We start from the raw sequence: 24,948 nt of genomic DNA on the forward strand, positions 1-24,948 counted from the left end.
CGCTTTTAGTGGCACAAAGATAGCTGTTTTCTGCAAAATATGAGTATTCTTCCAGATTCTTTCCAGATTTAGGCTTCATCTTTGCCATACAAAATGAACAAACTTGGTATTGATAATGTAAAAAAACGAAATGACTATGAAACTGGAAAAGTACTTCTTATTATTGGCGTTAGGCGTGTTTGCCTTTGCCTTGCAAAGCTGTGATGATGACGACAACGACGGAATCTCCGTGCCCGCGGAACTGAGTAATGCGTTGGCCAAGGAGCATCCCAATGCCCAGCGTATAGAATGGGAAACAAAAGGTGCATATTATGTGGCTGATTTCCATGAGGACAATTTCGAAAAGGAGGCCTGGTTCACCAAAGACGGTGTATGGCAGATGACCGAAACCGACCTCCGTTATGCAGACCTTCCCGCTCCGGTGAGAAGCTCTTACGAGAGTAGTACCTATTATAATGTATGGAAGGTGGAAGATGTAGACAAGCTGGAACGTAAGGAAATGACTGTTGTCTACATCATCGAAGTGGAGAAAGGTAATCAGGAAATGGACCTCTATTATTCGGAGGACGGCATTCTGGTGAAGGAAGTGGCCGATGCGCACAACGGCGGTTCTCCCGAAGATTATCTCCCTTCTGATATTTCCGCTGCCATCAAAGATTTTATAGCAGAGAAATATCCCAATGCCCGCATTGTGGATATTGAAAAAGAAAAGAACGGTATGACGGAAGTCGAAATCGTGCACGGAAGTATCAGCAAGGATGTGATGTTCACCGCTGAGGGTGCATGGGCCTATACTATCTGGGATATCAGTAAGAGACATCTGGAGGATGTAGTGAAGAACGCCGTTACGGCTGCCCATCCCGGTTATGTCATTGATGATGCCGACTTTATTGAGACTCCCGATGGCAGTTACTTTTTGGTAGAGATGGAGCAAGGGGAAAGGGAAATCTACGTAAAGGTGACAGCGGAAGGTGAAATACTGCCATAATCTTATACTGAATACTTCCCTTTAAATCAGCGTATTGTATTTACCGCTTGTTTACCTTCTAATGTAAAGCAGTTTACCATAGGGTGTAACGGCCGTTACTCCATATTGTAACGGTCGTTACACCATAGTGTAAAGCCTTTTACCTCGTAGTGTAAATGAAGTTACCGTTTGGGGTAACCGGAGTTATCATGTGAGGTGACCGGAGCCGTCATGTGAAGTCGTACTCTTCTACATAAGCGTCGAAGTACTCCGCCCGTTGGAGTCCTAAGTTACGGGCAATTGCAATGACTTGTTGCTGCTCGGTTGGTGAGAGCAAAGTTTCCCCTTTCCGCTTCTGATAATATCTTCGGATACCCCATAAGCCGATGAGCCGGTAGCGGAACGTGCCGGACTGGCCGACAGAGATGGCTTCTGCCGTATGGATAAAGCCTTTGGCATAGCGCACTTTCTTATTCGAGCAATAATATTTGCATTTTCCCGCTGTGGACTCTATTGCTTTCGGATTCAGTACATATAGGAAGATGTTGTTTGAGGGTGCATACGTATATGCAATCCGGCGCAGGCAGGTGTCAGTATAAGGGCATGTGTCAGTAGCGCATAAGCCGAAGTTATGGGGAACTTTGGAATAATCGAAAGTTTCTTCTTTCATCATTTTTTTGTTTAAAGTTCCGCAAAGGTACAATTAGTTTGGAGATTGATGGGTGCTTCACCTGATATTTGTTTTATCCCGAAAATATTATGTATTTTACGTAACGTGAAATGCGTAACGTAAAACATGGAATCATTCCGCCTTCCGGTTTCCGCATTTCGTCCTCCCCATTCCGCACCCCGTCCGTAAATGCTTCCCGCTTACTTGCCGCAGGACTATATTTGCAGAAAACATTTGCATATTCCCATGAAGACAAACTCTGTGATTCTATTGGTGTTGTGGCTTGCGGCGTGGCCGTTCTGCTGCCGGGGGCAAGGCTATATCAGTTACGACTATCTGCCCGAAAGTTCGTTGAAGGATGACCTCGGCAACGAGTATGGTTCGGGCAGCCTGATGATGGTATCGGGAAGGTATAACCTGCCGCTTTCCGTCAGGCATGACGACAAGGGCAGGCTGGTGGCGTGGTCGGCAACCGTCAATGCTGCCTATGGCGTATTCCATAATAAGGGACAGGCGCGGGAGTTGAATCCGGACAATCTGCTGAATGCCAGTCTGAATATCTCCCACATCCGTCCCCTGTCCGACAAGTGGAGTATCATAGCCTCTGTGGGCGGCGGTGTCTATGCCCCGTTGGACGGGGTTTCCATGAAGACCCTACTGGCTAATGGAGCAATCATCTTTGTCTATAAACTGCGGAAGAACCTCGACTTGGGCATCGGTGCGGGGTTGACGAACTCTTACGGTATCCCGATGATACTGCCCATGATGTACTTCAGTTGGAGGAATGCCGGCAGGTATGAGCTGAAAGTGGATATGTCCAGCGGCATGAAAGTGTCCGTCGCCACCTGGCTGAACAAGAAGCTGAAGCTGGAACTGACCGCCCTCGATATGGACGGCATGTCTGCCGTGATGGAAGTCGACGGGAAATCGAAAATCTATTCTACCGTCATGCTGAGGTCATACATCAGTCCTTCGTACCAGTTGAGTAGGAAGACGGCTGTTTATCTGGGAGTAGGCGGTAACTGGATACGCGGAATAAGTATGTCGGACCGTAGTTTGAAAGGTTTTCTCAATAACTTCAAGAACGATGAGGACGAGCCTTGCTTCAGACCGACTCTGCGCCTGACGGTGGGATTCAGGTATACGCTGAAATGACAAATGCCATTTTAGTAAAGACAAGAGGTAAAATAGTATCTTTGTCGCAATAACAGACACGTTTTATGGTAAAGTATTTATTAGTAGAAGATGAGCGCTTCGCCTACGAAGAGCTGAAGCGTATGATGCAACGGCTGCGCCCTTCCTGGCAGTTGGCGGGCTGGGCAGAGAGCGTGGAGCAGGCTGTACTGCTCTTGCGTCAGGGCAGCCTGGACTTGATGATTGTAGATATCCGCTTGTCCGACGGGTTGAGCTTTGAGATATTCGAGCAGTGTCCCGTCGATTTGCCCGTTATCTTCACCACCGCCTACGACGAATATGCCATCAAGGCTTTCAAGGTAAACAGCATCGACTATCTGCTGAAACCCATTGAAGAAAGCGACCTAGAAGCAGCCTTGTGCAAGTTCGAGCGCAACAGTGCCCTCCGTTCTGCGGCTCCCGAATATCGGCAACTGGAACTCGGCTACTTGGCAGCCAACAAGAAGAACCGTTTTCTGGTGCAGGTGGGCGATACCTTCCGCTACGTAGAAACTCCGGATGTCGCTTTCTTTTATAGTGAGGACAAGCTGACTTATCTGCACCTCTTCTCCGGGAAACGGTATATCATCAGCTACTCGCTGGACCAGTTGGAGGGAATGCTGGATAGGGATGTTTTCTTTAGGGTTTCAAGGAGCTGCATATCCAACATTAGGTCCATCCGGAAGAGTTCCAGGTACTTCGGCAGTCGCTTGAAGCTTTACTTCGAGCCAGAGTGCCCGCACGAGGTATTGGTGAGCCGCAGTCGCGTGGCCGATTTCTTGAAATGGGTGGACGGAGTGGTATGAGTTATAAGTTATGAGGCATAAGAGATACATATTCCTTTTTATACTGACGGTTTCCGTCTCGTTGCTTGTCATAGGGTGCGTTTATAACGTCATCAGCGGTAAGCCGTGGTATGCGAATATCATGGTGCAGTTCTTTCTGAATCTTCCTTTGTGCATAGGGCTGGGGTTCATCGACTTTGGGGTTATCAACTTGATATATAAAAGACTGAAACAGCGCAACAATGCGGTGAGGATTCTGGTGGATATCGTGTTGACCACTGCACTGGCTGTTCTGTTGACGTACATCTTGAACTTCCTGCTGATGGGCGGGCATGGAAATTTCTGGCATATCCTGAGAAACTCCCTGCCGGTAGTGCCGTGGAACTGGATTATCGTTCTGCAGATAGAGATATTCTTCTATAGCCTGCAACGTTCGGAGATGGAGAAGCAGATGGCTGTCATCGAGAAGGAGAAGGCGCTGTATCAGTTCGAGGTGCTGAAAAACCAGATTAATCCCCATTTCTTATTCAATAGTCTGAATGTCCTTGCCTCCCTTGCTTATCAGGATACCGAAAAGACGAACCGGTTTGCCAAGAAGCTGTCTACGGTGTACCGCTATCTGCTTACTACGCACGGCAGGGCTATGGTGACCGTGCAGGAAGAGCTGGCGTTCGTAGAGTCGTACTTATACCTGGAGCATATCCGCTTTGGCGATGCGCTGCATGTGGAGATAGAAGATGATTTGCGGAATCATCATTGTCTCGTCATTCCTGCCAGCATACAGATGCTTGTGGAGAATGCCTTGAAGCATAATATCAGTACAAAGAAGTCGCCGCTGATAGTCCATATATCCATAGGAAACGAAGGGATTACGGTACGCAACAATCTTCAGTTGCGCAACTATGTGGCCAGTAATGGAGCGGGATTGAAGAACCTGCAACGGCAGTATGCCCTATACGGCACGCTGGTGGAGATTCTTAAGGACGAAAAGGAGTTTGTGGTGAAACTTCCCTTTGTGTGCGAAGACGTGAACCGTCTCAACACAATATAGTCCTCTTCCCGAAGAAGAATCTGGAAACGTGCATCTTGTCCATAGCCCACGCCATACCCATGCAGCCGCTAAGAGTGAAGGCGGTGGCAGTGACAAGGAACAGCATCCCCGTAGGGTCGAAGGCGAACACGGGCAGAAACGCCTTGGACAGAATGGTGAAAATGGGTGAGAAAAGGAGTATGACCAGCGTATTGCGCCCTATAAAGAAGGAAAGCCGTTTGGCTTGTACCGGCAGATAGCCGTAGGCTGCCAACAGCAGGCTGATGGAAAGCCAGGTGATGGCGACTCCTGCCAGAGTACCCCTATCCAGATTGGCGGGAAAACAGCATAGTATTACGAATGGAACAATGGCGAAGGTTGTGGCGCGAAAGACTTGTGTAAAACGAAGCCCGCTTTGGCTCACTGTCATGCCGATAAGGAAATAGAGGGCATTGGAGAAGTTCATCAATCCTCCCCAATGGGAAAGGGCAAACAGGCAGACACCGGTCACAACCAGCCGGGAGACAACCGACAGCCGTACATAGCGGAATGTGATATAATAGATGAGGCTGCACAGAATCAGTGTATGCAGATACCAGTAAGGCCCCATCGGATGGAGGAATATCTTGTCGAGCAATACGGTAGGAGTAATGGCATCTACACTTTCGCGTACGGGCAGGAAATGCGACATCACCGTATAGGCCGCCTCCATGCAGGCATACGGAATGAAAATCCATAGAAACTTGCGGAGAAAGCTTCGGGCATCCTTCCGGTTATTGGCCAGATAGCCCGAAATAATCAGGAAAGCGGACATGTGGAACGTATAGACGATTTGTTTCGCATACGGATACTTGTCGCCTATATATACAAGGTGGAAGATAATCATCAGGGTGATGAAGATGCATTTCAGATAATCTATCTCTTTGACACGGCTTTCCATATAGGGTAGTTTTCTGCGTATTGTTATTGATGGCACAAATATATATACTTCCGTAAACTTATTTATATTTTGCAAAGGGATTAAGCTTATTTTCTCTTTTACCGATTGCTTTTATGTATGGAAAATGTATATTTGTGCATGAATCATTAACTTAATGTAAAACAGACTATGATAACAAGCCAATTACTTCACCCGGCCAGTATTGTGGTAGTGGGGGCATCCAACAATGTACACAAACCCGGAGGGGCTATCCTGAAAAATCTGCTTAGCGGCGGATATACCGGTGAGCTTCGTGCCGTGAATCCGAAAGAGACTGAAGTGCAGGGTGTTGCTGCCTTTGCGGATGTGAAGGACATTCCCGATACGGACCTAGCCATCCTTGCCATACCTGCCGCGCTTTGTCCCGATGCGGTGGAGATGCTTGCTGCGGAGAAGCAGGTGAAGGCGTTCATTATCCTTTCTGCCGGTTTTGGTGAGGAGACCCATGAGGGTGCTGTGCTGGAAGATCGCATACTGGAAACGGTGAACCGGTATGGAGCCTCTCTGATAGGCCCCAACTGTATCGGTTTTATGAACTCGTGGCATCACAGTGTATTCAGCCAGCCCATCCCGCAACTGCATCCGCAAGGGGTGGACCTGATTTCCAGCTCCGGTGCCACAGCGGTGTTCATATTGGAGAGCGCCGTGACCAAGGGATTGCAATTCAACTCTGTATGGTCTGTGGGCAATGCCAAGCAAATCGGCGTGGAGGATGTGTTGCAATACATGGACGAACACTTCAATCCGGAAGCGGATTCCAGAATAAAACTTCTTTATATAGAGAGTATCGGTGACCCTGACCGTCTGCTGTTTCATGCATCCTCGCTCATCAAGAAGGGCTGCAAGATTGCGGCCATCAAGGCGGGCAGTAGCGAAAGCGGCAGCCGGGCGGCGAGTTCGCATACGGGGGCCATTGCCAGTAGCGATTCGGCGGTAGAGGCCTTGTTCCGTAAGGCGGGTATTGTGCGTTGCTATTCGCGCGAGGAGCTGACGACCGTAGGTTGTATCTTCACACTGCCGGAACTGAAAGGGAAAAACTTCGCCATCATTACTCATGCCGGCGGTCCGGGAGTGATGCTGACCGATGCATTGAGTAAGGGCGGACTGAATGTTCCGAAACTGGAAGGACCGGTGGTGGAGGAACTTAAGGGTAAGCTTTTCCCCGGTGCGGCTGTGGGGAATCCCATTGATATTCTGGCTACGGGTACGCCGGAACATCTGCGCCTCTGTCTGGAGTATTGTGAGGAGAAGTTTGACAATATTGATGCTGTAATGGCTATTTTCGGCACTCCGGGGCTGGTGACCATGTTTGAAATGTATGATGTGCTGCACGAGAAGATGCTGCATTGCAAGAAGCCGATTTTTCCGATTCTTCCTTCCATCAATACGGCGGGAGCCGAGGTTGCTGCTTTTCTGGCAAAAGGCCATGTGAACTTTGCCGATGAAGTGACTTTGGGCACGGCACTTTCGCGGATAATGAACGCCCCGCGGCCTGCCAATAATGAAATCGAGCTCTTTGGAGTGGATGTTCCCCGTATCCGCCGGATTATAGATTCCATTCCTGCGGACGGTTATATCGCACCGCACTATGTGCAGGCATTGCTCCGCTCTGCAGGTATTCCTATTGTGGAGGAGTTTGTTTCGGACAACAAGGAAGAAGTGCTTGCCTTTGCGCGTCGCACGGGATTCCCGGTGGTGGCAAAGGTGGTGGGGCCGGTGCATAAGTCGGATGTGGGCGGTGTTGTGCTCAATATCAAGAGTGAACAGCATTTGGCATTGGAATTCGACCGTATGATGCAGATTCCCGAAGCTAGTGCTATCATGGTGCAGCCGATGTTGAAAGGGACGGAATTGTTTATCGGTGCCAAATATGAAGAGAAGTTCGGACATGTGGTACTCTGCGGCCTGGGCGGTATTTTTGTGGAGGTGCTGAAGGATATATCTTCCGGTCTTGCACCGTTGTCCTACGAGGAGGCTTACTCCATGATTCACTCGTTGCGTGCCTATAAGATTATCAAAGGTACGCGTGGGCAGAAGGGAGTGAATGAAGATAAATTTGCCGAAATTATTGTACGGCTTTCCACCTTGCTGCGCTTTGCAACGGAAATCAAGGAGATGGATATCAATCCATTGTTGGCGACTGAAAAGCAGGTGATAGCGGTGGATGCGCGCATTCGGATAGAGAAATAAGGGTTAGAGATTAGGGATTAAAGGGGCTGACTGTTAATCGCTCACCGCTAATCCCTAATCCCTTTTTCATCCTGCCCAGTCCTCCCTATCCAGATTTCTATATCCGATAGCTTCCGCCAAGTGTGCCGGCTGTATCAATTCGCAGCCTTCCAGGTCGGCGATGGTGCGTGATACTTTCAATATACGGTCGTAGGCGCGGGCCGAAAGGTTTAGGCGGTTCATGGCAGTTTTGAGCATGGCAAGTCCTTTGTCATCCGGACGGGCGTGGCGGGCAAGCAGTTTACTGTTCATCTGGGCATTACAATATATGCCGGGAATGTCTGCATACCTTGCTTCTTGAATTTGTCGGGCACGTATCACACGCTCGCGTATGGTGGCGCTCGATTCGCCGGGGCGAGAATCTGCCATCTCTTCAAAGGGGAGTGGGGTGACTTCAATTTGCAGGTCAATACGGTCGAGCAAAGGTCCGGATATGCGGTTCAGGTACTTTTGTACTTGTCCGGGACTGCACACACAAGCCTTGGTGGGATGCGTGTAATACCCGCATGGACACGGATTCATAGAGGCTACCAGCATAAAACTTGCCGGGTACTCTACATTGCATCGGATGCGTGACACGGTAATCTTCCTATCTTCCAGCGGTTGGCGAAGAACCTCCAATACGTTACGGCTGTACTCTGGCAGTTCATCAAGATATAAAATTCCGTTATGTGCCAGACTGATTTCACCGGGCTGGGGGAAACTTCCTCCACCGGTCATCGCTACCGTAGAAATGGTGTGGTGAGGGGCGCGGAACGGGCGTTTCGAGATGAGTCCACCGTCTTTGCCCAACTTTCCGGCAACAGAATGAATCTTGGTCGTTTCCAGACTCTCTCCCAAAGAGAGGGGAGGAAGTATAGATGGCAGACGCTTGGCAAGCATGGACTTACCGCTGCCCGGCGAACCGATGAGAAGTATATTGTGGCTGCCCGAAGCAGCTACCTCCAAGGCTCGTTTCACATTTTCCTGTCCTTTTACTTCTGCAAAGTCGAAATCGAAGTTGCTCTGCTGGGAATAGAATTCCTCGCGGGTGTTGACTAACGTAGGGGTTAATTCCTGCGTGCCATTAAAGAATTCTATAACTTCCTTGATATTTCCCGCTCCGTACACTTTCAGATTGTTTACTACTGCCGCTTCGTGAGCATTCTGTTGCGGTACAATCATACCCTCAAACCCCAGTTCTCTGGCCTTGATGGCAATGGGGAGTGCTCCTTTGATAGGTTGCAGGCTGCCGTCAAGGCTTAGTTCACCCATCAGCAGATAGCGTTCCAGCTTATCGGACTGGATAACTTCGCTGGCGGCAAGTATGCCGATGGCTAAAGGTAAATCGTAAGCTGCACCTTCCTTGCGGATGTCAGCCGGAGCCATGTTGATGACAATATTGCTGGTCGGCATCCGGTAGCCGTTGACCTGCAAAGCAGATATGATACGTTGATGGCTTTCTTTGACCGCAGAGTCCGGCAAACCGACTAAATAGAACATACAGCCTCTGGAACTGTTGACTTCAATGGTGATGAGGGTTGCGTCAATACCTTGAACAGCCGCTCCAAAAACTTTTATGAGCACGTTTTTAGTGATTAGGGGTTAGTGATGGCAGGATAGGCTACCGTCGGTTTTGTTTTTTGAGTTTCTTTTCACTCTCTTTCTTCTCTTTTTCCTTTTGCTCTATCTCCTCCAGTTTCTTTTTGATGTCTTCCTCACTCATATTCTTCCCTTCAATTTTTCCGGAAGGGCTAAGGAACAGATTGGCAGGCAATGCTTGTATGGCGAGCTGTTTGATGGGCGCTGTGTTCCATCCGGAGAAATCACAACTCTGTTCCCACTTCAGAGTATCTCTTTTGATTGCTTCTTCCCATTCCTTTCTGTCGATATCCAAGGAAATGCCCCAGAGTGCGAATAGCTTGTTCTTTTCTTCTTTCTTGTAAATCCGGCGCAGGGCAGCGTTGGCTTCCATGCTTTGCGGGTCCCAAGATGCCCAAAAATGTATCAACAGATATTTGTCCTTAAAGCTAGTACGGCTGATTTGTGTGCCTTTGGTATTGGGCAGGTTGACGTAAGGGATGGTTTTCCCGACGGATACCTTCTCTTCTTCTTGGATAAGGTCAAGCAGTTCGTCCACATATGGGCGGTCTTTCAGGCCTCCGGTCATGTGTTCTGTCATTTCTTTGATTAAGGAGAAGTCCGGTTGCGGTTTTTGCACGAAATATTTCTCCAGCAGATAGATACTTACCAGTGAAGAAGGATGGCTGTTGATGAAGGCTTCTGCTTTTTCTTCCAATGCTTTCTCCGAGGGAGTACTCAAACCTTTCAACTCTTTCTGAAAGGCGGTCAGTTCTTCATTGGGAACATTCCCCGTGATTTCCAGTGAAGTAAGTTCGGCGGCAGAACCTTTTATCTTTATGTTGTCTCCTTTGTCCAGGTAAAGCGGATATTCCGTACCGTCACTGAATTGCAACCATGTAGAGGCAAGTGTGTCGGTGGTGAGGGTTGCAGATAACTTGTCATCCTTGACAAGCAGAGTGTCCATACGGTTATAGAACTTGTCCGTACCATATATATAAAGGGTATCATTCCCCAGCCCTTTGATTTCACCATTTAGGTAGACTGAATTTGTATTTTTGCTGCCGCAGGCAGACAATATAATAAGCAGAAGGTATGCAAGATAGATTTTCTTCATTCCGGTTCTTTTTCTGATACTTCGTCGCGAAAATACTTCTTTTTGGTGTGAATAAAAAGAAATGCCCGACATATTTCTATGCCGGGCACGTTCTTTTCAATCTAACCTTTATTATTTGATGATATTCATAAAGTCTGTGTTAGTGAAGTATTTGGCGAATTCCAGGTCAGAAGCAGCCTTCTTTGCCAAAGCCGGTTCTTTTGCAATGGCATTCTTCAGACTGCTGGTTACCATAGATGTATTGTTGGTTCTTGCGCCAAGTACAGCCATCAGGTAGTCAGTATAAGCGTCTGGTCTTTCGATAGCAGCCAGTGTGTTCTTAGCCTTGTTGTAGTCCTTAGCCAGGATTTGTGCCAAAGCAGCGCTGTTAGTCTTAGTGTCGCCAAATGAGCTGACAGCCTTGTCGTACTGTCCTTGAGCAACATACAGATTACCCAATGCCTCGTTCAGTTCCTTAGAACCGGAAGCCTTGCTCAGATAGCTTTCTGCTGCTGTTCTGTCGCCCTTGGTCAAGGCAATCAGACCGAGATTCATGTTTGCTTCAGGAGCATCCTTGATGGAGAGAGCTTTCTTGAAGTAGCTTTCAGCCTTGTCAAGATCACCAGCCTGATAAGCCAGTTTACCTAAGTTGTTGTAAGCACGGAAATCGTTCGGGTAGATTTGAGTAGCTTTTGTGAAGATGGCTTCTTGCTTGGCAGCATCTTTAGTCAAGGTGGTGGCATACAGTAATTCTTCGATGTTCAGCTGCTTGGCATCGCTGTCGGCGAGGTTTGCGATTTCTTCGTCAGACTTACCGATGATTTCGTAGTTCAAAGTCAGGCGTGAACGACGCAGTTGCGGCAGGATTTCGTCAGCCAAAGTCTTATAAACAGAAGAGATGTTCTTGATTTCTTGTTCTCTTTGTTCAGGATCCTGATACATGGAAAGAACGCGAAGAATCAATTCTTTGTCTTGGATGTTTGATTTGGATACCAGTTCCTGGAAGCCTTCCCAGTCCTGAGCTGTATACTTGGTGTCTACTGCTGCATCGATTTTGGCTTTCTTCAAATCTCTGTTGATGATTTTAGCCGTGTTGTCCTGGCGGTTCTCAGCCAGTGTAGTATTCAAGCCTACACCACCATCGGGAGAAGCGTATGCGGAGATTTCGATGTTGCTGATTTTCTTGTTTTCAGCTTCGTCTATGTTTTTCACTTCTTTGCCGAATTCTTTGGCAGTCTTCAATTCGCTGGCACGTACGTTGGCTTGTTGAATCAAGAACATGATGTTGGCGTCATGCTTTTCTTTGATGATACGTTGGAAAGCGTCGTCACCATTGGCGGGGTTAGCGCTGCCCAATGTTTGTTCCAGCATCTCAGAAGTGGAGATTACACCATCAGCTACTTTTACAGCAGGGATAGTGACAGTCTTTTTGCCTACTGTAGCCTTGAATTCCAGATACAGTTCGGATTTGGCCATTTCCGGTACATAGTCGAAAGATGTCTTCATAGTGTAGCTGCCGCCCATCTTGTAAGAGATAGTCTGGTCGTTACCTTCTACTTTTTCGCCCTGGAACACAGCCGACTGGCCTTTAGCTTCGCCGCCATTCCATTTCAGCACAGGGGTCACTTCTACCACAGCCTTCTTGTTGAAGTACTTTTCGGGGAATTTTCCGTTGATTGTAGCGGGAACTTTACCACCCACAGCTTCCAGAACTTGAGGAGTTACGGTGAAATAATCTGATGACAATTCACCCATCTTTTTGCTGCACGATGTCATTAATGCAACAACCATTGCCATTAAAAACGGCAGATACAATTTCTTAGTCATTTTAGGTATAAATTAATTGTTTGTAATTGAAATTTGTCTATTCCATTTTAGTGTGCTGTTTGGGCATGGACACAACAACGCAAAGATATTAAATCCTATTACAGTTTGTTAACTCGCGCAGCAATTTTATCATAATTTAATGAATTTCCCGCTCTTTGCGGTACTTTATATTGCGGGGATGATGTTCTATGATTTCACTGCGCAATCTGTGCCGGTCAATATGTGTGTAAATTTCTGTTGTAGCGATAGATTCGTGACCCAGCATACTTTGTATGGCGCGCAGGTTGGCGCCTCCTTCAAGCAGGTGGGTGGCAAAGGAATGGCGGAAGGTGTGCGGACTGATGTTTTTGGTGATGCCGGCCTTCTTCGCCAGTTCCTTGATGAGATGGAATACCATGATGCGCGAGATATTTTTGCCCCAGCGTGCCAGGAATACATAGTCCTCGAAGTCCTTCTTGATTTTCCAGCCTCCATTGCGGTCCACGAACCAGTTCCTTATCTCCTTGATGGCACGGGACGATATGGGTACAAGGCGCTGTTTGCTGCCCTTACCTTCTACCTTGATGAAGCCTTCGTCGAAATACAAGTCGGAGATTTTCAGGTTGCACAGTTCCGATACCCGTAGGCCGCAACTGTATAGAGTCTCGAGGATGGCCCGGTTGCGTTGCCCCTCGTTTGTGCCTAGGTCAATGGCGGAGATGATGCGGTCTATCTCTTCCACTGTCAGTACTTCTGGAAGCTTGAATCCGATTTTGGGTCCCTCCAACAGTTCGCTGGGGTCTCCCTCCAGGTAGTCGGCCATGACGAGGAAATGGAAGAATGACTTGATGCCCGACAAGATGCGTGCCTGCGAGCGGGGATGGATGCCGATGTCGTGCAGTCCGGAGGCAAAATGCTGCAAGTCATCCAGGGTAGTGTCAAGGATAGCGATACCCTCTCCTTCCAGAAAGTGCAGCAGCTTCTGTAAGTCTGTTTGGTAAGCATCCACTGTATTGGGTGAGAGTGCTTTTTCCAGTTTCAGATACTGGTGGTACTTTCTGATTATCAGCGTTTGTTTCTCCTTATTCGTGGATTTTTCTTCTGATTTCATTTCTTTTTTCTACCTTTGCTTCGCGAAAATAGGCTGCATTTCAGCAAATTGCAAATAAATTTGCATCTGCTTTCGGTTTGCACTATCTTTGCACCGCAAAGGTATAAAAAATTGTGTTATGAGGATACAGATTATTAACGGCCCCAATATAAATCTCTTGGGCAAACGTGAACCTTCCATTTACGGTAGCGTTACTTTTGAAGACTACCTTGCCGAACTCCGCAAGAAATATGCGGATGTACAGATTGACTATTTCCAGTCCAACATTGAGGGAGAGCTGATAGACAAGATTCAGCAGGTAGGTTTTGATGTGGACGGCATCATTTTGAATGCGGGTGCTTACACCCATACGTCCATCGCTCTGCAAGATGCTATCCGTTCGGTCACTTCTCCGGTGATTGAGGTGCATATCTCTAATGTACATGCCCGCGAGGCTTTTCGTCATGTGTCCATGATTTCCTGCGCTTGCAAGGGTGTCATTCTCGGTTTCGGGCTGAACTCCTACCGTCTGGCCATGGAGGCATTAAAAGATTATTAAATAAAATAGGTATATAGATTATGTTATTGAAGCAAACGAAGATTGTCGCAACGATTTCTGACCAGCGCTGTGATGTTGATTTTATAAAGCAGTTGTTCGATGCAGGTATGAATGTTGTACGTATGAATACTGCACATCTTGGCCGTGAAGGTGCCGAGAAGTTGATTAACAATGTGCGTTCGGTTTCCAACCGCATCGCTATCCTGATGGATACGAAAGGACCGGAGGTCCGCACGACGGTTCTGGCTGAGCCCATTCCTTTCAAGGCGGGCGACCGCGTGAAGGTGGTAGGCAACCCGGAGCAGGAGACTACCCGTGAATGTATCTCGGTATCCTATCCCCATTTCGTCAAAGACTTGAATGTGGACGGCCATATCCTTATTGATGACGGTGACTTGGAGTTGGTTGTTGTAGAGAAGACCCCCGACTACCTGCTCTGCGAAGTACAGAATGAGGCTACTCTGGGCAGCCGCAAGAGCGTCAACGTTCCCGGCGTCCGCATCAATCTGCCTTCTCTGACTGAGAAGGACCGCACCAATATCCTTTATGCTATTGAGAAGAACATAGACTTCATTGCCCACTCCTTTGTGCGCAATAAGCAGGATATACTCGACATCAAGGCGATTCTTGACGCTCATAACAGCGATATCCGTATTGTTGCTAAGATTGAGAACCAGGAAGGCGTTGATAATATCGATGAAATCCTGGAAGTAGCCGACGGTGTGATGATAGCTCGCGGTGACCTCGGTATTGAAGTTCCGCAGGAACGTATTCCGGGCATCCAGCGTGTGCTCATCCGCAAGTGTATTCTTGCCAAGAAGCCGGTGATTGTTGCCACACAGATGCTTCATACCATGATTTCCAATCCGCGTCCCACCCGTGCGGAGGTAACGGACATTGCCAATGCCATCTATTATCGTACGGATGCCTTGATGTTGAGCGGTGAAACCGCCTATGGAAAGTATCCGGTAGAAGCGGTGAAGACGATGACCAAGATTGCCGCCCAAGCGGAGAAAGACAAGCTGTCTGACAACGATATCCGTATTCCGCTGGACGAGAACAGCAACGACGTGACTGCGTTCCTGGCCAAACAAGCGGTAAAGGCTACCACCAAACTGAAAATCCGTGCAATCATCACCGACAGTTACAGCGGCCGTACTGCCCGTAACCTTGCCGCTTTCCGTGGCAAATATCCGGTGTTGGCCATCTGCTACAAGGAAAAGACCATGCGGCACCTTGCCCTTTCCTACGGTGTGGAAGCTATCTATATGCCCGAACTTGCCAACGGGCAGGAGTATTACTTTGCAGCCTTGCGCCGCTTGTTGAAGGAAGGCCGTTTATGTCCTACGGACATGGTGGGCTACCTGAGTAGCGGTAAAGCCGGTACGCGCACTTCTTTCCTCGAAATCAACGTGGTGGAAGATGCCCTGAAACATGCTGAAGATAGTGTGTTGCCCAACAGTAACAGATATTTGTAGGATAAGGGATTAAGGATAAGGGGTTAGGGATTAGCGGTTAATGATTAATTAATAATTGTGCGCAGAACTAACCCCTAATCCCTTATCCCTTATCCCTAACCTATAATCCATTAACAAAGTGACGATTGACGAATACATTTTGCAGCACATTGATGATGAGGGCGATTATCTGAAAGCGCTCTATCGCGACACGCATGTCAAGTTGCTATATCCCCGCATGGCTTCCGGACATTTGCAGGGGCGTATGCTCAAGATGTTTGTACGGATGATTCGTCCCCGGCAGGTGCTGGAGATAGGGACTTATAGCGGATATTCCGCACTTTGCATAGCAGAAGGACTGCCGGAGGGCGGGATGCTGCATACGTTTGAAATCAACGACGAGCAGGAGGACTTCACCCGTCCGTGGCTGGAGAATTCCGATTACGCGGATAAAATCAGGTTCTACATTGGCGATGCCTTGGAGCGGGTACCGCAACTGGACCTCACTTTCGACCTTGCCTTTATTGACGGAGATAAGCGTAAATACATAGAGTATTATGAAATGGTGCTCGCCCGCCTTTCCGGCGGTGGATATATCATTGCCGACAATACCTTGTGGGATGGCCATGTGCTGGAAGAACAACCCCATCGCACAGACCTGCAAACAATCAGTATCAAAGCCTTCAATGATTTGGTGGCGCGGGATGCGCGTGTGGAGAAAGTCATTCTTCCCCTGCGTGACGGATTGACGATTATCCGTAAGAAGTAACTGTTTTTTTATCTTTTTCTCAGCAGCCGCTTGCTGAGGTATCTCACCGGATACCATACGGACAAGAAGCCTACAGTGATGACCGTTAAGAATACCAGAATAATATCCGTGGCATGTACACTTACCGGATAAGCGTCCACTACAAAACTTCCATTGCCTCCCCCCAATGAAATCAACCCGAAACGTTGCTGCAGAAAGCACAGCAACAATCCTAAAACAATGCCGGAGAGGGCGCCGAATACAGAAATCATCCTGCCTTCGAACAAGAAGATGCGCGCTATGAGCCGGTCATCGGCACCCAGGTTGCGCAGTGTCTCCACGTCCTCCCGTTTGTCCAGTATCAGCATGGACAGCGAACCGATGACATTGAAACATGCGATACCCAGAATGAAGGTGAGGAAGAGATAAGAGATGAGTTTCTCTATTTCCATGATGCGGAAAACATCGGCCTGCTGCTCGTAGCGGTTCTGTACAATGAACCGGTCGCCGAGAATGCCTGCTATTTTCTTTTGTACGGAGCCGATGTTGGAACCGGGTTTCAGTTTCATCTCGATGGCAGAGACTTCCGTGTCATAATTGAACAGACGGCGGGCAAAGTCGAGTGACGTCAGTATGTAGCGTGAATCGTATTTTTGCTGGTTGACGGCAAAGATGGCGCCGGGCGAGAAGAGATACTCCCGGTTGAAAGCCGCAGTGGGGTTGGCTATGTTTACCCGTACGTTCCGTTTGGGGGCATAGACCTGCAACGGGTCCACGAACTGAATGCCGGTGCCCAACTCGGATATAAGTTCCACACCCAGAAAACCATAGTCCACCACCGAGTCGCTCAGCAGGAACTTTCCCGTCCCATAGAGCAAGCTGTCGATGGAGGTAAGCTGTTCGAAATTGTCCTCCACTCCCTTGATGACGGCCATTGCCTGGCGGTCTTTGTACTGCACCATGGCATTCTCTTCCAGTGTTTCCGTCCACACGTCAATCTCGGACAGGGCGTGTACTTGCCGGATGCACGCTTCGTGCGGGTCGAAAACCTTACCTTCGCGGACGGTGATTTTCAGTTCCGGGTCGAAAGCTGTGAAAAAGCCTGCCACCATGTCCTGAAAACCGTTGAACACGGACAAGGTGCATACCAACGCCAACGTAGCCAATGCCACCCCACACACCGAAATGCCGGAGATGATATTAATGGCATTGTGTTTCTTCTTGGAGAAGAGGTAGCGGCGGGCTATAAAGAAGGGAAGGGACATTATTTCAGCAGTTCATCAATTCGTTCCAGATAGTCCAGTGAGTCGTCTACGAAGAACTTCAGTTCGGGGATAATGCGTAGTTGGTGGCGTACGCGGGTACCCAGTTCAAAGCGTATGGATTTCATGTTTCCGTTGATGTTCTTGACTATTTCTTCGCTTTTCTCCGAGGGGAATATACTGAGATAAGCGCGTGCCACGCTCATGTCGGGGCTGATGCGTACGGCACTGACGGAAATCAGTATGCCGGGCATGGACTTGGTTTGCAACAAGAAGATATCACTCAGTTCCTTCTGCAGGAGACGGGCTATTTTATTTTGTCTGGTAGTTTCCATACTGTTCATTTTTTTATGCTGGGGTGCAGCCTGTTTTCACGTTAGCAAAGTTACTGAAATATATCGTTCTGCCGACTGTTTATAGCTTTTTTTTCATTCTTTTCCCTATTGTAGGGTTCATTCTTTTCCGTTCTGTCGATGAGATATGCCTTTTCGTAGATTCTATTTGTTGTTCTTGTTATGCTTCCCTAACTTTGATGTCAGTTCGGAGAACTGCTGATGATGAGTGAAGAAGGAAGAGAACCATTCCGTTATAGAAGAGACTCTCTCTAAATAGCGTTTTTTCATGTATTATTGACTTGAACCGTTTTTACCCGGGAGGGTAGAAACGGTTTTTTTGCGCATCTGACCGGGCTTTCTTGTCTCTTGCATAGGCTTCCGTTGTGTGTTACATAGGCTTCTGTTGTGTTTTGCACGGTGGTTTGTCTTAAGAAGCCTTTGGGTTTATCATGTGCGCACGGCTGTGATACGCCTTTTCCACAGCGGTGAAGAAGACGTGCCACAGCTGTGAAGAATATGCTTCACAGCTGTGGTTTTTCATCAATATATAGGGGTTGACAGAACAGACATAAGGGAATGACAGAACAAACATGAGGGGATAACGGAACGGACATAAGCACTCGACGCATTCCGTATCAGGGTATGAATAGCGGAATGCGTCGAGTCCTTGTGGGGGAATGATATGATATTTTTTTTATGCCTTTACATACTTCCTTTTGGCTATCAGCACTGCCACGATGATACCTATCACCAGCAGTGCCAGTGCTCCGTAGGCGATGCCTTCCGTCACGTGTAGGCTGGTGGGGTCAAAGCGCATTTCGATGGTGTGCTGTCCGGCAGGAACATACATTGTGCGCAGGATATAGTCGGCGCGTGCCAGTTCGACAGGCTGTCCGTCGATGGTTACGTGCCAGCCGTCCGGATAATAGATTTCGGAGAATACGGCAATACCGTCTTGGGCATTGTTCGTTTCGTACGTCAGGCGGTTAGGTGCGTAACTTGTCAGGCGGATGCTGGAGAGGCTGTCTTTATAACTTTCCGTGGTACCTTTCAGTACATCCTTGAAGCGGGCATCCACTACGGCTGTCTCTGTGGGTATGATGCTGTCCAGGGCGTCAATCTCTTCGTTGGCGTTGTTCACATACTGCACCTTGTTTACAAACCATGCATTGCCGTAGGCGTGCGGGTTGAGGATGGGAACGGTTTGTCTTTGCTGTCCTGCAGGGAAGATGAAGTATTTGGTGTTCAGCATGTTCAGTACGCGGAACTTATTGGCATCCACGCTGTCCATCTCACCTCCGGCGGTAGCAATGGCCTTGTAGGCCGCCTGCATTTCGGGAGAGATGTGATGCTCTATCATTTCCTGGTAGCGGCGCAGCTTGGCCGGGTGATAACCGCCGACGCTTTTGTGCCAGTAGGAGGTGTTGTTGTCATCGAAGGTGCTGGTGGCAAAGTTCAATACACGATAGTCCAAGCTGGTATCTTGCAGTATCAGCTCGTCTGTATTCGTCTTGGTGAAGGTTTCCGTACGGATGGAGTGGGGCACGAACTGGGCATCATTCAGATAGCGCTTGTTGACCCCCCACATATCTGCCAGGCAGAGTATGGTGATACCTGCAATGGTCAGCGAGCTACGCAGCTTGCCGCTTGCATAGAGCCAGAGCAGGCTGCAGCCGATGCCTATGATGATGAAGCTACGCAGGGCGTCGCTGCTGACGAGTTCGGCACGCATCTCTCCCAAGTTGGCAAGGATGCCGGAGAGCTCGTTGGCGGGTATCATCTGCTGGTTGACGGCATTCTGCAGCATCTGTGCCTCTTGGGCGGGCACGTAGCCGGAGCCGATGCTGCCCGGGGCAACGGCAAGCAGCAGGGCGATGCCTGCAGTGAGCAGCAGGCTGATGCCGAGGGGCTTCTTTTCTTGTTTTAAGATTTCCGGCTCTTCGAGCAGGCGTTTCAGGGCAAAGATAGCCAGCAAAGGTATCGTGAACTCTGCTATGACAAGGATGGAGGACACGGCGCGGAACTTGTTGTACAACGGGACGTAATCGATGAAGAAATCCGTCAGCGGCATGAAGTTCTTGCCCCAGGACAAGACGATGGAGAAGAAGGTGGCTCCTATCAATGCCCACTTCAACGGTCCTTTCACGATGAAGCATCCCAGTACGAACAGAAACAAGACGAATGCTCCGACGTAGACGGGACCCGACGTCATGGGCTGGGTACCGAAATATTGTGTCAGTGAGCCGTACAGACTGCTGTACATCGGGTTTGCCTTGCTCATGGCGGTTTCACTTTGGCTGAGGGCGGCAGATGCTCCGCCTTTGAAGTTGGGCACCAGCAGAGTCAGTGTTTCGTCGATGCCGTAGCTCCACTGGGTGATGTAGTCGCGGTCCAGCCCGCTACTGGTCTGCTTGGCAGCGTCGCCGGTCTGCACCAGTTCGCTTTTGCCGCGCATGGTTTCTTTGCTGTAGGCATAGGTGTGATAGAGGTTGGATACGTTGGCGGCTATGCCGACGAGGGCTGCTACAATCAGTACGGCACTTGCCTTGAAGAACTGGGGCAATGTCTTGGTACGCCATGCTTTCTCGAAGTAGGCTCCCACAAAGAAAAGGATGACGAAGAAGAAGTAATAGGACATCTGCACGTGGTTCGAGGTGATTTGCAGGGCCACGAACAAGGCGGTGAGGATGCCTCCCCACAGCAGTTTCCCACGATAGGCGAGCACAATGCCTGCTATGGTGGGCGGCACGTAGGCAAGGGTGATGAACTTCCAGATGTGTCCGGCGGATATCAGGATGAAGAAATAGGACGAGAATGCCCACATGATACCGCCCAGTCCGGCCAGCCAGACCGGTATGCCGAAGACGCGCAGCAGGATGTAGAAGCCGAGCATCAGCATGAATGTGAGGCACACATAGTCGGGCAGGAAGAGTTGGTAGGCTTTCTGTACCCACTGCAGTGACTTGGTGGAGTCATACGAAGGGGCTATCTGATACATGGGCATACCGCCGAACAGCGAGTTTGTCCAACGGCTGCGTTCGCCCGTCTGTTCGTAATACTCCTTGACTTCTTGTCCTGCCCCTGCTCCTGCAGCCGTGTCGTGCTGAAAGAGAATACGGTTTTCTATATCCGCCGGGAAGAAGTAGGCGAAGGAAAGGAGGACGAATGCCAGGATGGCAATAAGGTCGGGAAGAAGCTTCTTCATGAGTTATAAGTTATGAGTTATCAATTAATCAATCGTGGGGCAAAGATAATGCAAACCGAATACAGAACTTTCATGCTTGCGTGAAAAAGTTCTGTTGAGGTGCAGCCTATCTTCGCTTTTGTGGCAAAGATACATAAATGCAGATTGTTATTGTCACGTTATCGGCAGAATGTTGTACCTTTGCCTTTCCAAAAAAAGATTAAAGTGCTTTAATGGTAATATGCAAGCTTAAATTATTATAGATATGACAATAGGGATAATCAGTGCAATGGACAGCGAACACCGCCGGTTGGTGGAGCGCTTGCAGGATAAGAATACGTCGGGCGATGGTAGTTTCCGCTATGTGGAAGGTACATTGGGCGGTAACCATGTAATCTTGACGCAATGCGGCATCGGTAAGGTGAGTGCAGCGGTAGGAGCTTCGGAACTGATACGGCGCTTTTCTCCGGACTGCATCGTCAGCACCGGTGTGGCGGGCGGCATTGATGCTTGCCTGAAGGTGACGGATGTAGTGGCAAGCCAACGTCTGGTGTATCACGACGTCTGGTGCGGCGACGGTAACGAGTACGGACAAGTGCAAGGTTTTCCCGCCTCTTACGAGGGATGTCCCTCTCTGTTGAAACATGCCTTGTCGCTGAACGAAGCCGGAATGGAAAGCCGCATCCACAGCGGACTTGTCTGTACCGGCGACCAGTTCATCACCAACCGTACGGAGCTGGATACCATCAAGCAACGTTTCCCCGACGGTCTTGCCGTTGATATGGAGTCTGCCGCCATTGCCCAGACTTGCTATCTGTACAATGTTCCTTTTCTCAGCTTCCGCATCATCAGCGACACACCCGGAGTAGAGGACCATGCTTCGCAGTATGCCGATTTCTGGGGAACCATGGCAGAGCGTTCGTTTCTCACGATATGGACCTTCCTCTCCACCCTTCCCAGCAATTTATAACTCATAACTTATAACTCATAACTCATGAAGAAGATTCCCAGTTTTACAATCGACCACATCCGCTTGTTGCGCGGCATTTACATATCCCGCCAGGATGAAGTGAACGGAGAAACAGTCACTACTTTCGACATCCGTATGAAAGAGCCCAACCGTGAGCCTGCCTTGGGACAAGGTGCTCTGCATACTATCGAACATCTTGCCGCCACCTACCTGCGTAATGACCCGCAGTGGCAGGACAAGATTATCTATTGGGGCCCCATGGGCTGCCTCACCGGTAATTATCTGCTGATGAAAGGTGACTTGAAGCCGCAGGACATACTGGCGCTGATGCAGGACACCTTCCGCTTTGTTGCCGAATATGAAGGTGAAGTCCCCGGTGCCGCTCCGCAAGATTGCGGCAACTACCTGCTTCACGACCTGCCAATGGCTAAGTGGGAGTCTGCCAAATACCTGCATGAGGTCTTGGAACAGATGAAAGAGGAGAATATGAAGTATCCGGAAAAAGAAGAAAAATAAGGGGGTTAGCGATAAGGGATTAAGGATTAGGGATGGGTTTATGCCTATATTAAAGTCTATGCGACCCCAATAATCCCTAACCCTTAATCCCTTATCCTTTATTATCACACAATCTCAATCCCCTGCTCCTTGCAAAGCTGTAATCCCAGGTCTTTCAGCTTGAATTTCTGTATCTTGCCACTTCCCGTCATGGGGAATTCTTTGATGAAGAAGATATACTTGGGTATCTTGTAGCGGGATATTTTGCCGATGCAGAAGTCTCGTACATCCGATTCGTGCATATCCACTCCTTCGTGCAGGATGATGAAAGCGCCTACGGCTTCACCGTATTTCTTAGAGGGAATACCGGCTACCTGCACGTCTTTTACGCCTTCCAGTTGATAGAGGAACTCTTCTATCTCGCGGGGATAGATATTTTCACCACCGCGGATAATCATGTCCTTGATGCGTCCTGTGATGCGGTAATTGCCGTCCTCGTCCTTTATTCCAAGGTCTCCCGAGTGCAGGAAACCGTTCTCGTCAATGACTTCGGCCGTGGCTTCCGGGTTTTTGTAGTAACCCTTCATGGTGTTGTATCCGCGGTTGCACATTTCACCTTGTACGCCTACGGGACACTCTTCTCCGGTTTCGGGGTCGATAACCTTTACTTCCGTATGTTCAAAGTCGTGTCCTACGGTATTGCAACGTACATCGAACGGGTCGTCTATCCGGGTGGCGGTCATTCCGGGAGCAGCTTCGGTCAGCCCGTAAACGCTGGTTACCTTCATGTACATTTTCTCTTCCACCTGCTTCATCAGCTCTACCGGGCAGAGGGAACCTGCCATGATACCCGTACGGAGGCTGGACATGTCGAACATGTCGAACATCGGATGGTTCAGTTCGGCAATGAACATGGTGGGTACGCCGTAAAGTGCCGTGCAGCGCTCCTTGTGGATAGAGGCGAGCACTACCAGTGGGTTGAAGCGTTCCACCATTACTTCTGTACAGCCGTGTGTCAGGCAGTTCATGGTGGCAAGTACCACGCCAAAGCAGTGGAACAATGGTACGCAGACGCAGAGCTTGTCATCGGCGGTAAACTTCATGTGCTCACCGGTAAGGAAACCGTTGTTGGCAATGTTGTAGTGGGTAAGCATGACGCCTTTCGGGAATCCCGTAGTGCCGGAGGTGTATTGCATGTTCACTACATCGTGGCAAGTGACCTGACTTTTGAGTTCATTCAGGCGGCTGTCTTCTATATTGTCGCCCAAGAGAAGTATTTCGGCCGTGTTGTACATGCCCCGGTGCTTCTCCTGCCCCACGTAGATGACGTTTTTCATATAAGGGAAACGTTCGCTTTTCAAGTGTCCGCGTTGGCAGGTCTTCAGTTCCGGAAGCATGGTATAGGTCATCTGCACAAAGTCACTGTCCTTTTCGCCATTGACGATGCAGAGGGTATGCATGTCGGAGTTCTGGCAGAGATATTCCAGCTCGGACTGTTTGTAGTTGGTGTTTACCGTTACGTAGACGGCACCTATCTTGGCGCAAGCGTATAATAGAGTCAGCCAGTCGGGTACATTGGCTGCCCAGATACCTACGTGTGTTCCCCGTTCCACGCCGATGGCGATAAGTCCTTTGGCCATGTCGTCCACCCGGCGGTTGAACTGGCTCCAGGTGAAGCGCAGGTTGCGGTCAGAGTAAACGATATATTCTTTGTCTGGTGTTGTTTCGGCCCAATGTTCCAACCATTGGCCGAGGGTACGTTCGTATAACATGATGTGGAAGTTGAAAGTGGAAAGTTGAAAGGTGAAAATAGAAAGTATTTATCATTTTCCATTTTCACCTTTTAATTTTCCATTAATTTAAATTGGTGTATAAACTACTGCAAGTATCTTGGCTGCCTGCCCTTCATAGGCGTGTACGTGGTGCGGAACGATGGAATCGTAATAGATGCTGTCACCTTCTTCGAGCAGGTAGGTATTTTTGCCGTAACTGATTTCCATGGTCCCTTCCATCACCATGATGAATTCTTCGCCTTCGTGTGAGGAGAGTACAAAGTCACTGTCGTCCGTAGCGGCCACATCAATGATAAACGGCTCCATATGGCGGTCGGCTTTGGATTTGGAGAGTGAATGATACTCCATATGCTTGCGGCTGTGGATGGCATTGTTGGAGAAACTGATGCTGTTCTGCGATTCGTCCTTACGGCAGACTACGGGACCGTTCTCATCTTGGTCGTCAAGAAAAGTCCCCAAACGTACACCCAGTACACGCGCTATTTTGATGAGGGGAGCCAGTGACGGAAGGTCAATATTGTTTTCTATACGTTCAATCTGTTCGATAGCAAGTCCCGAACGCTGTGCCAGTTCTTCCATACTGATGGATTGGCTTTCACGGAGTGATTTTATTTTTTCTCCTACAATTTTGCTGGTATCCATAATGATAGTATTTTCTGTCTAAAGGTTATAATTTATAGCTGTTAAACCGCAAAAATAAGAGAAACTTTTACTTGATGCAACATTCTGAGGGAAAATATTGCTGAAATATCTCCGGTGG

At 48.8% G+C, this 24,948-nt stretch carries 21 protein-coding genes; 10 read left to right on the forward strand and 11 right to left on the reverse strand.

All coding sequences use genetic code 11. The features are described from left to right. Positions 1–136: 136 nt before the first annotated feature. Complete coding sequence (locus DWZ67_RS06320) at positions 137–988, forward strand: PepSY-like domain-containing protein (RefSeq protein WP_165852460.1); 852 nt, start codon at positions 137–139, stop codon at positions 986–988. 208 nt (positions 989–1,196) lie between these two features. Here the strand turns inward: DWZ67_RS06320 and DWZ67_RS06325 are convergent, their stop codons facing one another. Next, positions 1,197–1,637 (reverse strand): DUF6078 family protein, encoded by a 441-nt coding sequence (locus tag DWZ67_RS06325; RefSeq protein WP_005834355.1) that lies wholly within the window; start codon positions 1,635–1,637, stop codon positions 1,197–1,199. Positions 1,638–1,883: 246 nt separating this feature from the next. Between DWZ67_RS06325 and DWZ67_RS06335 the strand changes: the two genes are divergently transcribed. The 3 genes from DWZ67_RS06335 to DWZ67_RS06345 all read left to right on the forward strand — a co-directional run bounded on the left by DWZ67_RS06335 (position 1,884) and on the right by DWZ67_RS06345 (position 4,646). Then, entirely contained in the window at positions 1,884–2,792 is a 909-nt protein-coding gene (locus tag DWZ67_RS06335) for a DUF6268 family outer membrane beta-barrel protein (RefSeq protein WP_005834356.1), read from the forward strand. A 65-nt stretch (positions 2,793–2,857) separates the two neighbouring features. Then, positions 2,858–3,616, forward strand: coding sequence for a LytR/AlgR family response regulator transcription factor (locus DWZ67_RS06340; RefSeq protein WP_005834358.1), 759 nt, complete (start codon positions 2,858–2,860; stop codon positions 3,614–3,616). Positions 3,617–3,626: 10 nt separating this feature from the next. After that, positions 3,627–4,646 (forward strand): sensor histidine kinase, encoded by a 1,020-nt coding sequence (locus tag DWZ67_RS06345; protein ID WP_120138403.1) that lies wholly within the window; start codon positions 3,627–3,629, stop codon positions 4,644–4,646. On the opposite strand, the gene DWZ67_RS06350 is transcribed toward DWZ67_RS06345, so the two are convergent. Further along, the gene (locus DWZ67_RS06350) at positions 4,633–5,565 is read right to left on the reverse strand and encodes an acyltransferase family protein (RefSeq protein ID WP_035447239.1); all 933 of its coding nucleotides are present in this window, start codon (positions 5,563–5,565) and stop codon (positions 4,633–4,635) included. The two genes, DWZ67_RS06345 and DWZ67_RS06350, sit on opposite strands and share 14 nt — an antisense overlap. A gap of 168 nt (positions 5,566–5,733) precedes the next feature. Between DWZ67_RS06350 and DWZ67_RS06355 the strand changes: the two genes are divergently transcribed. Beyond that, on the forward strand, positions 5,734–7,794 hold the full coding sequence (locus tag DWZ67_RS06355) for an acetate--CoA ligase family protein (protein WP_120138405.1): 2,061 nt from the start codon (positions 5,734–5,736) through the stop codon (positions 7,792–7,794). A 66-nt stretch (positions 7,795–7,860) separates the two neighbouring features. On the opposite strand, the gene DWZ67_RS06360 is transcribed toward DWZ67_RS06355, so the two are convergent. From DWZ67_RS06360 to xerD, 4 genes are all read right to left on the reverse strand, one after another. After that, entirely contained in the window at positions 7,861–9,399 is a 1,539-nt protein-coding gene (locus tag DWZ67_RS06360) for a YifB family Mg chelatase-like AAA ATPase (RefSeq protein ID WP_005830774.1), read from the reverse strand. A gap of 37 nt (positions 9,400–9,436) precedes the next feature. Continuing rightward, complete coding sequence (locus tag DWZ67_RS06365) at positions 9,437–10,510, reverse strand: TlpA disulfide reductase family protein (protein WP_120138407.1); 1,074 nt, start codon at positions 10,508–10,510, stop codon at positions 9,437–9,439. A 111-nt stretch (positions 10,511–10,621) separates the two neighbouring features. Next, positions 10,622–12,316, reverse strand: coding sequence for a tetratricopeptide repeat protein (locus DWZ67_RS06370; RefSeq protein WP_005834370.1), 1,695 nt, complete (start codon positions 12,314–12,316; stop codon positions 10,622–10,624). 136 nt (positions 12,317–12,452) lie between these two features. Then, positions 12,453–13,406 (reverse strand): site-specific tyrosine recombinase XerD, encoded by a 954-nt coding sequence (gene xerD, locus DWZ67_RS06375; protein ID WP_005830767.1) that lies wholly within the window; start codon positions 13,404–13,406, stop codon positions 12,453–12,455. 118 nt (positions 13,407–13,524) lie between these two features. On the opposite strand from xerD, the gene aroQ reads away from it, so the two are divergent. The 3 genes from aroQ (at position 13,525) to DWZ67_RS06390 (ending at position 16,170) form a co-directional block, all read left to right on the forward strand. Next, positions 13,525–13,944 (forward strand): type II 3-dehydroquinate dehydratase, encoded by a 420-nt coding sequence (gene aroQ, locus DWZ67_RS06380; protein WP_005834372.1) that lies wholly within the window; start codon positions 13,525–13,527, stop codon positions 13,942–13,944. A gap of 20 nt (positions 13,945–13,964) precedes the next feature. Continuing rightward, on the forward strand, positions 13,965–15,422 hold the full coding sequence (pyk, locus tag DWZ67_RS06385) for a pyruvate kinase (protein WP_009037618.1): 1,458 nt from the start codon (positions 13,965–13,967) through the stop codon (positions 15,420–15,422). A gap of 118 nt (positions 15,423–15,540) precedes the next feature. Then, positions 15,541–16,170, forward strand: a complete 630-nt coding sequence (locus tag DWZ67_RS06390; RefSeq protein ID WP_005830764.1) for an O-methyltransferase — start codon at positions 15,541–15,543, stop codon at positions 16,168–16,170. 8 nt (positions 16,171–16,178) lie between these two features. Here the strand turns inward: DWZ67_RS06390 and DWZ67_RS06395 are convergent, their stop codons facing one another. The 3 genes from DWZ67_RS06395 to DWZ67_RS06405 all read right to left on the reverse strand — a co-directional run bounded on the left by DWZ67_RS06395 (position 16,179) and on the right by DWZ67_RS06405 (position 20,951). Further along, a complete protein-coding gene (locus tag DWZ67_RS06395) occupies positions 16,179–17,414 on the reverse strand; it encodes an FtsX-like permease family protein (protein ID WP_005830763.1) in 1,236 nt (411 codons plus the stop codon). Continuing rightward, the gene (gene rbfA, locus DWZ67_RS06400; RefSeq protein WP_005834378.1) at positions 17,414–17,746 is read right to left on the reverse strand and encodes a 30S ribosome-binding factor RbfA; all 333 of its coding nucleotides are present in this window, start codon (positions 17,744–17,746) and stop codon (positions 17,414–17,416) included. Before rbfA ends, DWZ67_RS06395 begins: the two co-directional genes overlap by 1 nt. A 694-nt stretch (positions 17,747–18,440) precedes the next feature. After that, positions 18,441–20,951: a YfhO family protein gene (locus DWZ67_RS06405; RefSeq protein ID WP_016272365.1), complete on the reverse strand. Its 2,511-nt coding sequence runs from the start codon at positions 20,949–20,951 to the stop codon at positions 18,441–18,443. 244 nt (positions 20,952–21,195) lie between these two features. Here DWZ67_RS06405 and DWZ67_RS06410 point away from each other — a divergent pair, with 244 nt between their 5' ends. Both DWZ67_RS06410 and DWZ67_RS06415 read left to right on the forward strand, forming a co-directional pair. Then, positions 21,196–21,900, forward strand: a complete 705-nt coding sequence (locus tag DWZ67_RS06410; protein WP_008662547.1) for a 5'-methylthioadenosine/adenosylhomocysteine nucleosidase — start codon at positions 21,196–21,198, stop codon at positions 21,898–21,900. Between the two features lie 24 nt (positions 21,901–21,924). Next, positions 21,925–22,416, forward strand: a complete 492-nt coding sequence (locus DWZ67_RS06415; RefSeq protein ID WP_009037621.1) for an S-ribosylhomocysteine lyase — start codon at positions 21,925–21,927, stop codon at positions 22,414–22,416. 104 nt (positions 22,417–22,520) lie between these two features. Here DWZ67_RS06415 and DWZ67_RS06420 read toward each other — a convergent pair whose 3' ends face one another. Then, positions 22,521–24,167, reverse strand: a complete 1,647-nt coding sequence (locus DWZ67_RS06420; RefSeq protein WP_034523303.1) for an AMP-binding protein — start codon at positions 24,165–24,167, stop codon at positions 22,521–22,523. 87 nt (positions 24,168–24,254) lie between these two features. Then, positions 24,255–24,830, reverse strand: a complete 576-nt coding sequence (locus DWZ67_RS06425; protein WP_005830747.1) for a helix-turn-helix domain-containing protein — start codon at positions 24,828–24,830, stop codon at positions 24,255–24,257. Positions 24,831–24,948 lie beyond the last annotated feature (118 nt).

The organism is Bacteroides sp. AF34-31BH (assembly GCF_003602795.1).
GTDB classification, from domain to species: Bacteria; Bacteroidota; Bacteroidia; order Bacteroidales; family Bacteroidaceae; genus Bacteroides; species Bacteroides uniformis.

Bases quoted from the DNA above. Each gene is read 5' to 3' on its own strand.
- DWZ67_RS06320 (WP_165852460.1), top strand. From the start codon at position 137: ATGAAACTGGAAAAGTACTTCTTATTATTGGCGTTAGGCGTGTTTGCC.
- DWZ67_RS06325 (WP_005834355.1), bottom strand. From the start codon at position 1,637: ATGAAAGAAGAAACTTTCGATTATTCCAAAGTTCCCCATAACTTCGGC.
- DWZ67_RS06335 (WP_005834356.1), top strand. From the start codon at position 1,884: ATGAAGACAAACTCTGTGATTCTATTGGTGTTGTGGCTTGCGGCGTGG.
- DWZ67_RS06340 (WP_005834358.1), top strand. From the start codon at position 2,858: ATGGTAAAGTATTTATTAGTAGAAGATGAGCGCTTCGCCTACGAAGAG.
- DWZ67_RS06345 (WP_120138403.1), top strand. From the start codon at position 3,627: ATGAGGCATAAGAGATACATATTCCTTTTTATACTGACGGTTTCCGTC.
- DWZ67_RS06350 (WP_035447239.1), bottom strand. From the start codon at position 5,565: ATGGAAAGCCGTGTCAAAGAGATAGATTATCTGAAATGCATCTTCATC.
- DWZ67_RS06355 (WP_120138405.1), top strand. From the start codon at position 5,734: ATGATAACAAGCCAATTACTTCACCCGGCCAGTATTGTGGTAGTGGGG.
- DWZ67_RS06365 (WP_120138407.1), bottom strand. From the start codon at position 10,510: ATGAAGAAAATCTATCTTGCATACCTTCTGCTTATTATATTGTCTGCC.
- DWZ67_RS06370 (WP_005834370.1), bottom strand. From the start codon at position 12,316: ATGACTAAGAAATTGTATCTGCCGTTTTTAATGGCAATGGTTGTTGCA.
- xerD (WP_005830767.1), bottom strand. From the start codon at position 13,406: ATGAAATCAGAAGAAAAATCCACGAATAAGGAGAAACAAACGCTGATA.
- aroQ (WP_005834372.1), top strand. From the start codon at position 13,525: ATGAGGATACAGATTATTAACGGCCCCAATATAAATCTCTTGGGCAAA.
- pyk (WP_009037618.1), top strand. From the start codon at position 13,965: ATGTTATTGAAGCAAACGAAGATTGTCGCAACGATTTCTGACCAGCGC.
- DWZ67_RS06395 (WP_005830763.1), bottom strand. From the start codon at position 17,414: ATGTCCCTTCCCTTCTTTATAGCCCGCCGCTACCTCTTCTCCAAGAAG.
- rbfA (WP_005834378.1), bottom strand. From the start codon at position 17,746: ATGGAAACTACCAGACAAAATAAAATAGCCCGTCTCCTGCAGAAGGAA.
- DWZ67_RS06405 (WP_016272365.1), bottom strand. From the start codon at position 20,951: ATGAAGAAGCTTCTTCCCGACCTTATTGCCATCCTGGCATTCGTCCTC.
- DWZ67_RS06410 (WP_008662547.1), top strand. From the start codon at position 21,196: ATGACAATAGGGATAATCAGTGCAATGGACAGCGAACACCGCCGGTTG.
- DWZ67_RS06415 (WP_009037621.1), top strand. From the start codon at position 21,925: ATGAAGAAGATTCCCAGTTTTACAATCGACCACATCCGCTTGTTGCGC.
- DWZ67_RS06420 (WP_034523303.1), bottom strand. From the start codon at position 24,167: ATGTTATACGAACGTACCCTCGGCCAATGGTTGGAACATTGGGCCGAA.
- DWZ67_RS06425 (WP_005830747.1), bottom strand. From the start codon at position 24,830: ATGGATACCAGCAAAATTGTAGGAGAAAAAATAAAATCACTCCGTGAA.